The sequence below is a fragment of the Chondromyces crocatus genome, assembly GCF_001189295.1.
Classification (GTDB): domain Bacteria; phylum Myxococcota_A; class Polyangia; order Polyangiales; family Polyangiaceae; genus Chondromyces; species Chondromyces crocatus.
This window is the reverse complement of record NZ_CP012159.1, coordinates 4274103-4287490: the sequence shown is the minus strand read 5'-3', so window position 1 is coordinate 4287490 and position 13388 is coordinate 4274103. Positions and strand designations below refer to the sequence as shown.

Sequence of the window (13388 nt, the reverse complement as noted above, 5' to 3'; positions counted from 1 at the left end):
CTTAACGAGCCTCGTTCTTTCCTTGAGGAGTCTCTCATGCCACGGATGCGCCGTTCTGCGCTGTCGGTCTACTTGTTCGGTCTGCTGTGTACCCTCGCGTTGCTCGTCGGCATGACGCGCAGCGCTGCAGCGCAGACGACGATCCCCGGTGGAAACGTCATCAACCAGACGTGGACCCTCGCCGGGAGCCCCTACACGGTGCAGGGGGACGTGGTCGTCCCCGCGGGGGCGACGCTCACCGTCGAGGCGGGCGTGCAGGTGCGCTTCGCCTCGTCGGACGCGCAGAGCACCGGACTGGATCCCTCCCGCGTGGAGCTGACCGTCCGCGGGACGCTGAACCTGAACGGCACGGCCGCGAACCCTGTGGTGCTCCAGGCCAGCTCCGGGAGCTCGGCGGGGGTCTGGTACGGCGTCGTCGCCGACCAGGCATCCGCCGTGCTGAACACCAACCACGTCGAGGTGCGGAACGCGACGTATGGGTTCTACATCCCCGTGGGAGAGCAGACGTTGCAGGGCATCACAGCCCAGACCAACACCTACGGCGTGTACTTCGCGGGCAGCGCCTCGGGTTCGGTGACGAACTCGGTCCTGCGCAACAACTCCAACACCGGCGTCTACGTCTACACCAGCAGCGGCTCGTCCAATGCTGTCACCGTCGACCGCTCCACCCTCTATGCCAACAGCTCCTACGGCGTCTATGCCCGCACGAGCTCGGGCGTGGGCCTGACCATCAACGTCACCAACAGCGTCGTCACCGCCAACAGCGTCGGCATCAACCGCTACACGGTCTCGGGCAACGCTGCGGTCAACGTCACCCACTCCAACGTCTGGGGAAATTCCAGCAGCGACTACAGCGGCGCCAGCGGCGGAACGGGATCGCTCTCCGCCAATCCCCTCTACGTCAGCGCCCCCGGCAACCTGCGCATCACCGCCAACTCCCCGGCGCGCTTCGCCGCCAGCAATGGCGGTGACATCGGCGCGTTGCCCTACACCGGCGATCCCACCGTCGGCCTGCTCGGCGTGCTCTGGAGCGACGTGACCCTGGGCCCCTCGGGCTCACCCCACCTGGTCACCGGCGACCTCACCGTCCCGATCGGCGTCACCCTCACCCTGCAGCCGGGCACCACCCTGCGCTTCGACACCTCCGATGCCATGCGCTCGGGGCTCGACACCGGCCGCAACGAGCTGACCGTGCGCGGCACGCTCCGCGCCGCTGGCACCCCCGCGCTGCCCGTCACCCTCGACGCCACCGCTTCCTCCGCAGGCTCGTGGTGGGGCATCTGGCTCGCCGCATCGTCGAACGGCAGCTCGTTCGCCAACGCCGTCATCACCCGCGCCACGTACGGTGTCTACCTGGAGAGTGGTGAGCAGAATTTCGATGGCCTGACGGCCCACGGCAACACCTACGGCGTGTACTTCGCGGGCAGCGCCTCGGGTTCGGTGACGAACTCGGTCCTGCGCAACAACTCCAACACCGGCGTCTATGTCTACACCAGTAGCGGCTCGTCCAATGCCGTCACCGTCGACCGCTCCACCCTCTACGCCAACAGCTCCTACGGCGTCTATGCGCGCACCAGCTCGGGCGTGGGCCTGACCATCAACGTCACCAACAGCATCGTCACCGCCAACAGCGTCGGCATCAACCGCTACACAGTCTCGGGCAACGCTGCGGTCAACGTCACCCACTCCAACGTCTGGGGAAATTCCAGCAGCGACTACAGCGGCGCCGGCGGCGGCACGGGATCGCTCTCCGCCAATCCCCTCTACGTCAGCGCTCCCAGCAACCTGCGCATCACCGCCAACTCCCCGGCGCGCTTCGCCGCCAGCAACGGTGGTGACATCGGCGCCTTGCCCTACACCGGCGATCCCACCGTCGGCCTGCTCGGCGTGCTCTGGAGCGACGTGACCCTGGGCCCCTCGGGCTCACCCCACCTGGTCACCGGCGACCTCACCGTCGCGCCGGGCGTCACCTTCACCTTGCAGCCAGGGACCACCCTGCGCTTCGACACCTCCGATGCCATGCGCTCGGGGCTCGACACCGGCCGCAACGAGCTGACCGTGCGCGGCACCCTCCGCGCCGCTGGCACCCCCACGCTGCCCGTCACCCTCGACGCCACCGCTTCCTCCGCAGGCTCGTGGTGGGGCATCTGGCTCGCCGCATCGTCGAACGGCAGCTCGTTCGCCAACGCCGTCATCACCCGCGCCACGTATGGTGTCTACCTGGAGAGTGGTGAGCAGAATTTCGATGGCCTGACGGCCCACGGCAACACCTACGGCGTGTACTTCGCGGGCAGCGCCTCGGGTTCGGTGACGAACTCGGTCCTGCGCAACAACTCCAACACCGGCGTCTATGTCTACACCAGTAGCGGCTCGTCCAATGCCGTCACCGTCGACCGCTCCACCCTCTACGCCAACAGCTCCTACGGCGTCTATGCGCGCACCAGCTCGGGCGTGGGCCTGACCATCAACGTCACCAACAGCATCGTCACCGCCAACAGCGTCGGCATCAACCGCTACACAGTCTCGGGCAACGCTGCGGTCAACGTCACCCACTCCAACGTCTGGGGAAATTCCAGCAGCGACTACAGCGGCGCCGGCGGCGGCACGGGATCGCTCTCCGCCAATCCCCTCTACGTCAGCGCCCCCGGCAACCTGCGCATCACCGCCAACTCCCCGGCGCGCTTCGCCGCCAGCAACGGTGGTGACATCGGCGCCTTGCCCTACACCGGCGATCCCACCGTCGGCCTGCTCGGCGTGCTCTGGAGCGACGTGACCCTGGGCCCCTCGGGCTCACCCCACCTGGTCACCGGCGACCTCACCGTCGCGCCGGGCGTCACCTTCACCTTGCAGCCAGGGACCACCCTGCGCTTCGACACCTCCGATGCCATGCGCTCGGGGCTCGACACCGGTCGCAACGAGCTGACCCTGCGCGGCACGCTCCGCGCCGCTGGCACCCCCGCGCTGCCCGTCACCCTCGACGCCACCGCTTCCTCCGCGGGCTCGTGGTGGGGCATCCGGCTCGCCGCATCGTCGAACGGTAACTCGTTCTTCAACGCCATCGTCACGCGCGCCACCTACGGCGCCTACATCGAGGAAGGCACGCAGACCTTCGACGGTCTGACGGCCCACGGCAACACCTACGGCCTCTACTTCGCGGGCAGCGCCTCGGGTTCGGTGACGAACTCGGTCCTGCGCAACAACTCCAACACCGGCGTCTATGTCTACACCAGCAATGGCGCGGGAAATACGGTCAATGTCGTCAACTCCACGGTGTACGCCAACAACAGCTATGGCGTCTATGCGCGCACCAGCTCGGGCGTGGGCCTGACGGTCAACGTCACCAACAGCGTCGTCACCGCCAACGGCATCGGCGTCAACCGCTACACGACTTCGGGCACCCCTGCGATCAACGTCACCCACTCCAACGTCTGGGGAAATTCCAGCAGCGACTACAGCGGCGCCGGCGGCGGCACGGGATCGCTCTCCGTCAACCCCCTCTACATCGCCGCCCCCGGGAATCTCCGGCTCCAGAGCACGAGCGCTTGCATCGACGCGGGCACGGCGACGGGAGCGCCGAGCACCGACCTCGACGGCAACCCGCGACCACTGGACGGGGATGGGATCAACGGGGCGGCCTTCGACATGGGCGCCTACGAGTTCGTACCGGCGTCGACGTGTGGCGATGGCATCGTCGGCCCCGGGGAGGCCTGTGACGATGGCCCACAGAACGGCCAGTACAACCACTGCCGCGCGGACTGTGGCGGCCCGGGCCCGCGCTGCGGCGACGGGATCGCCAACGGCCCGGAGCAGTGCGACGACGGCAACGCGAGCAATACAGACGGCTGTCTCAACACGTGCATGCTCGCCGCGTGCGGTGACGGCTTCGTGCAGGCCGGCGTCGAGCAGTGCGACGACGGCAACCAGAACAACAACGACGCCTGCCTCAACACCTGCGTCACCGCCTCCTGTGGCGATGGCGTCGTGCAGGCCGGTGTCGAGCAGTGCGACGACGGCAACCAGAACAACAGCGACGCCTGCCTCAACACCTGCGTCACCGCCTCCTGCGGCGATGGGTTCGTCCGCACGGGCGTCGAGCAGTGCGATGACGGCAACGCGAGCAACAACGACGCTTGCCTCAACACCTGCGTCGTCGCCTCCTGCGGCGATGGGTTCGTCCGCACGGGCGTCGAGCAATGCGACGACGGCAACGCGAGCAACAACGACGCTTGCCTCAACACCTGCGTCGTCGCCTCCTGCGGCGATGGGTTCGTCCGTACGGGCGTCGAGCAATGTGACGACGGCAACGCGAGCAACAACGACGCGTGCCTCAACACCTGCACCAGCGCGACCTGCGGCGACGGCTTCGTCCAGACCGGCGTCGAGGCTTGTGATGACGGCAACTCGATCGACAACGATGGCTGCCGCAACAACTGTTCGCTGCCCACCTGCGGCGATGGGATCGTCCAGCCGGGAGAGACCTGCGACGACGGCAACCAGAGCAACAACGACGGCTGCCTCAACACGTGCATGACCGCCACCTGCGGAGACGGCTTCGTCCGTGATGGGGTCGAGGAGTGCGACGACGGCAACCAGGACGACACCGACGGGTGCGTCGATGGCTGTGTCGAGGCCACCTGCGGCGACGGCTTCGTCCAGGAAGGGGTCGAGGACTGCGACGACGGCAACACCACGGACGGCGATGGCTGCGCCTCCGATTGCACCAGCGAAGGCCAGGGCGGCGCTGGCGGCGGCTCGGGCGGCAGCGGGGGTGAAGGCGGCCTCGGTGCCGGCGGCGAGGGCGCTGGTGGCGCTGGTGGCGAAGGTGGCCTCGGTGCTGGTGGCGCTGGCGGTGGAGGCGGCGAAGGTGGCCTCGGCGCTGGCGGCGACGGGCTCGGCGGCGTCGGTGGTTCCGACACGCCGGATGACGGTGACACACAGGACGACAGCGGCTGCGGATGCCGCGTCGCGGGCATCGAGAGCAGCTCTCAGGCGGGTGCGCTGCTGTTCCTCGGTGGCCTTGCCGTGGTCGTCACGCGGCGGCGTCGGCGCTCGCAACGGGCTGCCTGAAACGCCGTGAACGCGAGGGCCGGGCGCCTCCTGGGCGCTCGTCCCTCGATCCCTTCGAGCACGGATGACCGTGAGAGCGGCAACACCCTCCAATCCCCACGACCCCGCGCGTGAGTCCCCCCGTTGCGCGGGCCTCTCCACCTCGCATCGTGTCGCGTGCGGTCCGTCTCCGGGCGTTTCACGAACGCGCGGCTGCGGGTGCCGGGTCGCCGGGCACGACGGCAGCAGCGCTCAGGGGGCATGCTGGTGCTGCTCGGTGGGCTGGCGACCCTGCCGAGGCGACGACGGACGACGCGCGCCGCCTGAGGATGCTGGATGGCGTCTGAAACTCCCTGACCACGACGGCGGGGACACGGCATGTCTCCGAGGCGCCAGGACGCCCGCCACCCCCCAGGTCCGCGGGGACCCCGGCGCTCCAGCATCGTCGGGGGCCTCGTTCCATCGTCGTAATTTTTCATCCTGAAGAGACGAGTTCAGCGCGGCAGCCCCAGGTCCCAGTGGACCCAGGTCCGCTCCAGCGCCATGCCAGAAGCCGCCCGGTGATGGTTTCACGTGGGTGAATGCGAACCGGATGCCGTTGGCGGGCGACGCGACCAGGTCACGCTCGAAACATGGTCGCGTCGCCCGCTGATGCGACCAGGTCACGGGCGTGACCTACCGTCGTCGGGCGCCGACGCGACCATGTTTCGGGCGACAAATCCTCTGTCGTGGCGGACGACCTCCAGGTGAGCGCGTCCCTGGGGCGTGACGGTCGCGCCCCTCGGCGGCGCTTTCTCCGCTCCCGTCACCGCCCAGCTGTTCGACGGTCGCGTCGTGCATCCACCCCGGTCCCTGCTCCAGCCACCGCGTCGGTGTCGCGCGGGACGAGGAGCATGCGCTTGCATCCGGCATCAGGATCGCAGGCGGCCCCCCCTCCGTCGGCTGCCGCCTCCTTCCGGTCACGAGCGTGACCTGCCGGAAAAAAAGCGGAGGACACCTGGTTCGGCGTGGAAGCGCCTGCGCGTGCAAGGTGGGCGGAACTCCCCTAAGGAACGCCGACGGGGCCACCGTTGGCCGCCATCCACTCCGGATCGTGGGCGGTCGAGAAGACGGGGAGTTTCCGGAGCCAGCGCGCTCCAGCGCCGGGGCGCTCCAGCGCGATGCGGAGGGCGGCGATGAGCTCGAGGGGTGTGGCGTCGAGGCCGCGTTCCTTGGCGGCCCAGCCGAGGCCGGCCATCACCGCATTCACCACCTCGTAGCCCGGGGCGTGCAACGGCGGTGCGGGGGTGTGGAGGGGATCGGGGAAGTGACGTTGGCACGCGGCGAGATCGAGCGAGGTCCACGAGGCGCAGACGAGGGGGCGGGCCGGATGCACGGAGCAGGAGCCCTCGGCGTCGAGCAAGGGACACGGGATGCCACGGTGTGCGCGCTCGCTCCGGCTCAGGCCTCGGGTGGTGGCGTCGGTGGCGCGGACTCGTTCGAGCAGCTCGGCGAGGTCCTCGGGCGTGCGGTTCGCTCGGAGCCAGGCGGCGAGGCGCAGGACCTCCGGCACGAGGACGAGCACCTTGGAGGTGCAGCAGCTCGGGCAGCGGGGACCGCAGGCGATGGGCTGCGGCGGGGGCTCGGCCTCGCGCGCCGACTGGACCAGTACGTCGGCACGGGCGAGGGCCTGCGCGGCGGCCTCGATGACGCCCACCTCGCCGCCACCGAAGAGGGGTCCGAGGACGGCGCGCTCGCCGTCGGCGATGCCCTCGAGCACGGAAGGGGTGTAGCGGGTGGGCTGCGCGAGCGGGAGGGCACGCGGAGGCCGGCGGCCGTCGTCCGTCACGGGGAGGCTACAGCTCTTGCGGGAGTTTCCAGTCGATCGCGGGCTTCCCCGCGTGCGTGAGGGCGTCGTTGATCTTGGAGTACGGGCGGCTGCCGAAGAAGCCGCTCCTCGCCGAGAGGGGAGAGGGGTGCGCGGACTTGATGACGATGTGCTTGCGGGCGTCGATGAGCTTCTCTTTCTTCTGCGCGTAGCCTCCCCAGAGCACGAAGACCACGGGGTCCGGCTTGTCGCTCACCTTCTTGATGACGGCGTCGGTGAACGTCTCCCAGCCCTGCCCTTTGTGCGAGTTGGGCTGGTGCGCGCGCACGGTGAGCACGGTGTTGAGTAGTAGCACGCCCTGCTCGGCCCAGGCGGTGAGGCATCCGTGGCGCGGGGTCTCGAAGCCGGAGACGTCTTCGACCGCCTCCTTGTACATGTTGACGAGGGAGGGTGGCGTGGGGATGCCGGGTCGCACGGAGAAGCACAACCCGTGGGCCTGGTTGTCGTCGTGGTACGGGTCCTGGCCGAGCAGGAGCACGCGGACCTCTTCGTACGGCGTGAGCCGGAACGCGGAGAAGACGTCGCCTTCGGGGGGGAAGACCTGGTGAGCGGCGCGCTCGGCGTCGACGTAGGTCGCGAGCTTCTTGAAGTAGGGCTTCTCCAGCTCGTCGGAGAGGACGGACATCCAGGAGTCGGGCAGGTCGACGTTCACGTCACACTCCGTTCTTCGCGCAGAGATCGCTCATGCCACAGGTGGCGCACTGGGGCTTCTTCGCCATGCAGGTGTAGCGGCCATGGAGCACGGTGGCAGGGCCGAAGAAGGTCCAGTCGCTCTGATCGACGATCTTCATCAGGTCGCGCTCGATCTCCTCGGGCTTGTCCTTGCGGCTCAGACCCATGCGCTGGCTGACGCGGGCGACGTGGGTGTCGACGATGATGCCGGTGGGCATGTCGAAGGCCGTGTTGAGGACGACGTTGGCCGACTTCCGCGCGACACCTGGCAGCGTGGTGAGCTGCTCGATGGTGGTAGGCACTTCGCCGTCGAAGCGCGCGAGCAGCTCGCGGCTGATGGCCTGCACGCTCTTGGTCTTCTGCTTGTAGAAGCCGGTGGGCTTGAGATCCTCTTCCAGCTCGGTGGTGTCCGCCTCGGCGAAGGCGCGGGGACCGGGGTACTTCTTGAAGAGGGTGGCGGTGACCTTGTTGACGCGCTCGTCGGTACACTGCGCCGCGAGGACCGTGGCGATCAACAGCTCGAAGGGCGTGGTCCAGTCGAGCTCATAGCGAGCGTTCGGGTGCTCCTCACGGAGCCGCTCCAGCATGGGGGGGATGATCTCGGCGGGCATCATGGCAGGCCTCCTCGGGAAGCCTATCCGGATGCCCCGAGGAGGTCACCTGCGCCGCTCGGCGAAGTAGTTCTCGAGCAACTCCCGACCGACGAGGTTGGCCTTCGTACGCCACTTCAGGCCGTTGCTGAGCATGACGGACACGGCGATCTCCGGTCGATTGGCGGGGGCGAAGGAGGCGAACCAGGAAAACATGCGGGGCTGCCCCTTGCGCCCAGGGATGGATCCCACGAGCGTGCCCGTCTTGGCGGCGACGGGCATGGTCCCGAGTGCGCGCGAGCCATCGGGCTTGCGGAACGCCTTGGCGCAGGTGCCGCGGCGGGTGGTGATCTGGAGCATCTCCCGCATCATCTTGGCCTCTCGTGCGCCGAGCCCCCTGCCCTCGACGACGCGCTCTGGCGCTTCGCCCCGATCGATGAGCGAAAGTCGGACCCGCTCGCCGTCGTTGGCGATGGTCTGCATGGCGAAGAGGGCGCCGAGTGGTGTCAGGCGGCCGCTCCAGAAGCCCGCGGCGGCGCGGGCGAGGCCGAGGCCGCTCTCGGGGATCTCCACCTCGCTGGCGAGAGCAGGGACGTCGATCGGGACCTTGCCCGCGAAGCCGAGATCCAGGGCCTTCCGCTGGAGGTCGGAGGCGTCGAGGTGCTTGCTCGCGAGGCGGGCGAAGACGGCGTTGATGCTGTAGCCGATGGCCTCGCCGAAGGACGTGCAGCTCGCGCCGCGGGCGTCGAGCTCGCGCTGCGTGATGGCGTGCTCGCCACCCGTGTAGCAGACGGTCGACGAGGGACTGACCTTCTTGGCCTCCAGGAGGGCCGAGGCGGTGACGAGCTTGAAGAGACTCGCGCTCGGGGCGAGCGGGGTGACCACGTAGTCGCGGTCTCCGCGGCTGGCCCAGGCCAGGATGCGCCCCGTCCGGACGTCGGAGGCGACGATGGCGGCCTCCGGGGCGCCCGCGCGGTCGAGGAGGCGCTCGGCTGCGCGCTGGAGCGCCGGGTCGACGGTGAGGCGCACCTGCCGGCCCGAGGTGCCCACCACGGCGAACGCGCCGTCGCTGCGCACCTTCAGGGCGCGGACTCCCGGAGCCGCGAGAGCGCGCGCCGGCGTCGCGCCGAGAAAGAAGACGGCGAGGACGAGCGCGTAGAGGCCATGGGGTCGCACAGATGCCTACATGAAGCGCTCCCCCCTGGAGGGCCAAGAAACCCGACGATCGCGCCAGGAGGAAGGGGGCTCACGGGGATGGCAGAGAGAAACTGTCGGCGCTCCTTTCGACTTCCCTGCGGGAGCGTCATTGCATAATTTGGTAAGCGGGACGGTTTACGCTCGGACCTTTACTTACCGGGTGAGACCCATCCTGGAGGCGCGCATATCCATGCGTCACACAAGACCAATTGCAGCAGGGCTGGCGCTCGTCCTCGGCATCCTGGGGACCGCCGGCTGCTCGGATTCGAATGAACCCCGACCTCCGACCCCCCCTGGTGCGGGTGGGGCCGGCGGCGCCGGGGGAGACGGACAAGGCGGAGACGGACAAGGGGGCTCGGGTGCCCAGGGAGGCACTGGAGGTCAAGGGGGCTCCGGGGGGCAAGGCGCTGGAGGACAGGGGGGCTCTGGCGGACAAGGCGCCGGGGGAATGGGCGCCGGAGGAATGGGGGGACAGGGCGGCGCCGGGGGACAGGGCCCCGCCCAATGTGCGGTCGCAGCCGACTGTCAGGCGCCGGCGAACGTCTGTGAGGTCGCGGTCTGCACGGCAGGGGTGTGCGGCACGACGCCGGTCGCCGCCGGGACGCTGGTCCCCACCCAGATCACAGGCGATTGTCAGCGCGCGATCTGCGACGGGAACGGGTCGACGGTCACGGAAGCGGACGACTTCGACATTCCCAACGACAACAACGACTGCACGGTCGACGACTGCGATCAGGGGACGCCGGTGTTCACGCCGGAACCCGCGAGCACGGGCTGCGACGACAATGGGGGCGTGGTCTGCGACGGCGCGGGGCAGTGCATCCCGGCCGTCTGCGGTGACGGGGTGACCGAGGGCGCAGAGGTCTGCGACGACGGGAACCTGATCGACGGCGATGGTTGTGACTCGAACTGCAGGCCGACGGGCTGCGGGAACGGTGTGCAGACGGCCGGAGAGCAGTGCGACGACGGCAACGCGATCAACGGCGACGGCTGCGACGTGAACTGCACCGTGAGCGCCTGCGGCAACGGTATCCGCGCAGGCGCCGAGGAGTGCGACGACGGCAACACGGCCGACGGCGATGGCTGCGACGCGAACTGCGAGATCTGGCCGAACTACGTGTGCACCGGAACGCCGAGCGTGTGCTCGCTCGGGATCGAACTCTACTGCAACGACGGGACCGACAACGACGGCGACGGGCTGGTCGACTGCGCCGACCCGGACTGCGCGGCGGCCTGCGACGCGACGTTCCTGGGCTGCGGGACGAACAGGGCCCTCCTCGTCGTTCCGGCGAAGGACGTGCCGGCCGCCATCCCGGACCAGGGGTCGGTGTCCAGCCACGTGGAGCTGCTCAGCTCGCCCTATGTGATGCGGGCGGCAGTCCGGTTCAACATCACCCACACCTTCGACGCCGACATCGATCTTTCCCTGCTCTCGCCAGGTGGGCTGAACTTCGATCTGACGAGCGACAACGGCTCCAGCGGCCAGAACTACCAGAACACGCTCCTCGACACGGCGTGCTCCACGGCAGTCACGAGCGGCTCGGCGCCGTTCGCTGGATGCTATCGCCCCGAGACGAGCCTTGCCTCGCTGCTCGGTCAGAATGCGGCAGGCACCTGGACGCTGACGGCGGCCGACGACGCCGCGCAGGACGTGGGGACGCTGAACTCCTGGTCGCTCATCCTCTGCACCGTGCCCTTGACCTGCGGCAACGGCGTGCTCGATCCGGGCGAGGAATGCGACGACGGGAACTTCGACGACACCGACGCCTGCCGGAGCACCTGCCAGCTCGCCGCCTGCGGCGACGGCATCGTCCAGGTGGGCGAGGCGTGCGACGATGGCAACACGGCGAACGGGGACTGCTGCTCGTCGACGTGCCAGGCCGAGCCGTCGTGCCGTGGTGAGACCGAGCCGAACAACACCTGCAATGAAGCGGGTGGCATGTACACGCCGAGCCCGAGCGTGGTCGTCCAGGGCGCGATCAGCCCGGTGGGCGATCACGACTACCACTCGTTCGTCGTGCCCGCGACTGCGAGCGTGGAGATCGAGACCTTCAGCGGGTACGGTCCAGGGGCCTGCGTCGGTATCGACACGGTGATCCAGCTCCGAGGTCAGAACTGCACGACCGTGCTGTCGACCATGGATCAAGGCGGCATCGGCAACTGCTCCAAGATCACGCCGGCCACCGTCGCAGCTGCGCGAAGGCTCGCGCCGGGGACGTACTTCGTTCGGGTGGAGGACTACCAGAACAACGACGTCATCCCGATGTACAACATGCGCATCTCGTTCACCTCGCTCTGCGGGAACGGCGTCCTCGAGAGCTACGAGTCCTGCGATGACGGTAACCTGATCGACGGTGACGGCTGCCAGGCCGACTGCACGATCACGCCGAGCTGCGGCAACGGGCTCATCGAGGCAAACGAGGCCTGCGACGATGGCAACCATGCCAGCGGCGACGGTTGCGATGCAGCCTGCGCGATCGAGGCGGGCTACGCTTGTGCCGGTGCCCCCAGTCTTTGTTCCCCGCTGGAGGTGGAGCCGAACAACGCATGCGACGCCGTCGACGGTCCGTTCTATCCCGATCCGCACGCGATCATCGTGGGAGCGATCTCACCCATCGGTGATCAGGACTATTTCTCTTTCGTCGTACCAGCGACCGCCAGCGTCGACATCCAGACGTTCAGCGGCAACGCTCCTGGAGCGTGCGCCAGCATCGACACGGTGCTCCAGCTCCGAGGTCAGGACTGCACGACGGTGCTCTCCGACATGGATCAAGGCGGCATCGGCAACTGCTCCAGGATCAACGCGGCGTCGATTCCGGCGGCGCGCAGGCTCGCACCAGGCACGTACTTCATCCGTGTGTCCGACTTCGGCGACAACAGCCTCATCTCGGCATACAACGTGAGGATCTCCTTCACCTCGCTCTGCGGCAACGGGGTTCTCGAGCCCTTCGAGGCTTGCGACGATGGCAACCTGATCGACGGTGACGGCTGCCAGTCCGACTGCTCGGACGTGGCGCTGTGCGGCAACGGCATCGTGAATCCGGGTGAAACCTGCGACGATGGCAACACCTCGAGCGGGGACGGTTGCAGCGCCACCTGCGCCGTCGAGCCCGGTTTTGCCTGCGGGGGCACCTATCCCTCGACATGCGGGCGACCCGAGGTGGAGCCAAACAACAACGCCGTCGAAGCGGATGCCCGTGCTCTCGATCCGAGCCCGGTGCTGTTCACGTACAGAGGCCGGGTGACCGGCGCCATCTCGCCCATCGGTGACGTTGACGTCTACCGGGTGAACCTCGCCACCGACTCCGTGGTGCGGTTCGAGGTGTTCGACGGCACGGGTGTGACCTGCCCGTCGTCGATGACGACGATGATGCGGATCTACAACGCGGCTCACGCGGAGATCCTGGCGGAGACGACGTCGGGTTACATCGGTGGGATCGGCGGGTGCTCGGCGCTGACGATGGCGCTTCCCGCGGGCACCTACTACGTGAGCGTGGAGGAGCGAGGCAACGACGCCGCCATCGCCGCTTACCAGCTGGAGGTGAGCGTGCAGTCGAACGCAGGGGCCGAGCTGGAACCCAACGAGACGCGCCCCACGGCCAACAACCTCCCCGGATCGAACGTGTTCATCTGGGGGGGGCACATGGTGACCTCCGACTCGGACTACTACGCCATCACCGTGCCCCTCAGCGGGATGTCACTCGTGGCGGAGGTGATCGAGGGTGGCTCGGTGACCTGCGAGTCCCAGCTCGTCGACAGCCGCCTGACGCTGTACAACGCGAGCGGTACGCAGCTCGTGGACGACGACGACGACGGCCGCGGGTATTGCTCCAAGATCGACGGTACCGGCGCGACAGGTCAGGACACTTCCGCGCACAACCTCGCGGCTGGTGTCTATTATCTGCAGGTGCGAGCGTCCTCGGCGGCAAGCAGCGCCGCAAGCCAGTTCGACTACCGGCTGGCCGTCACACTGCGCTCACCGTGACTCACCAGAGGTAGCCGCGCTCCGAGCTCCG

At 68.4% G+C, this 13388-nt stretch carries 6 protein-coding genes; 2 read left to right on the top strand and 4 right to left on the bottom strand.

Annotated elements, in window-relative coordinates; genetic code table 11:
• Nucleotides 1-36 precede the first annotated feature (36 nt).
• The gene (locus tag CMC5_RS46505) at nucleotides 37-5067 is read left to right on the top strand and encodes a DUF4215 domain-containing protein (protein ID WP_218920272.1); all 5031 of its coding nucleotides are present in this window, start codon (nucleotides 37-39) and stop codon (nucleotides 5065-5067) included.
• Between the two features lie 1024 nt (nucleotides 5068-6091).
• Here the strand turns inward: CMC5_RS46505 and CMC5_RS15895 are convergent.
• The 4 genes from CMC5_RS15895 to CMC5_RS15880 are packed head-to-tail and all read right to left on the bottom strand — an operon-like array spanning nucleotide 6092 to nucleotide 9351.
• The gene (locus CMC5_RS15895; protein WP_050431228.1) at nucleotides 6092-6874 is read right to left on the bottom strand and encodes a YkgJ family cysteine cluster protein; all 783 of its coding nucleotides are present in this window, start codon (nucleotides 6872-6874) and stop codon (nucleotides 6092-6094) included.
• 7 nt (nucleotides 6875-6881) lie between these two features.
• Nucleotides 6882-7565: a uracil-DNA glycosylase gene (gene ung, locus CMC5_RS15890; protein ID WP_082362518.1), complete on the bottom strand. Its 684-nt coding sequence runs from the start codon at nucleotides 7563-7565 to the stop codon at nucleotides 6882-6884.
• 1 nt (nucleotide 7566) lies between these two features.
• Nucleotides 7567-8199: an endonuclease III gene (nth, locus tag CMC5_RS15885; RefSeq protein WP_050431227.1), complete on the bottom strand. Its 633-nt coding sequence runs from the start codon at nucleotides 8197-8199 to the stop codon at nucleotides 7567-7569.
• A gap of 42 nt (nucleotides 8200-8241) precedes the next feature.
• On the bottom strand, nucleotides 8242-9351 hold the full coding sequence (locus CMC5_RS15880) for a penicillin-binding transpeptidase domain-containing protein (protein WP_050431226.1): 1110 nt from the start codon (nucleotides 9349-9351) through the stop codon (nucleotides 8242-8244).
• Nucleotides 9352-9562: 211 nt separating this feature from the next.
• Here CMC5_RS15880 and CMC5_RS47550 point away from each other — a divergent pair, with 211 nt between their 5' ends.
• Nucleotides 9563-13357 carry a DUF4215 domain-containing protein gene (locus tag CMC5_RS47550; protein ID WP_245678462.1) on the top strand — a complete coding sequence of 1265 codons (3795 nt, stop codon included), beginning with the start codon at nucleotides 9563-9565 and terminating at the stop codon, nucleotides 13355-13357.
• The last annotated feature ends 31 nt before the right edge of the window (nucleotides 13358-13388 follow it).

Excerpts from the sequence above, each read along its gene's own strand:
- CMC5_RS46505 (WP_218920272.1), top strand. The coding sequence starts at position 37 with ATGCCACGGATGCGCCGTTCTGCGCTGTCGGTCTACTTGTTCGGTCTG.
- nth (WP_050431227.1), bottom strand. The coding sequence starts at position 8,199 with ATGATGCCCGCCGAGATCATCCCCCCCATGCTGGAGCGGCTCCGTGAG.
- CMC5_RS47550 (WP_245678462.1), top strand. The coding sequence starts at position 9,563 with ATGCGTCACACAAGACCAATTGCAGCAGGGCTGGCGCTCGTCCTCGGC.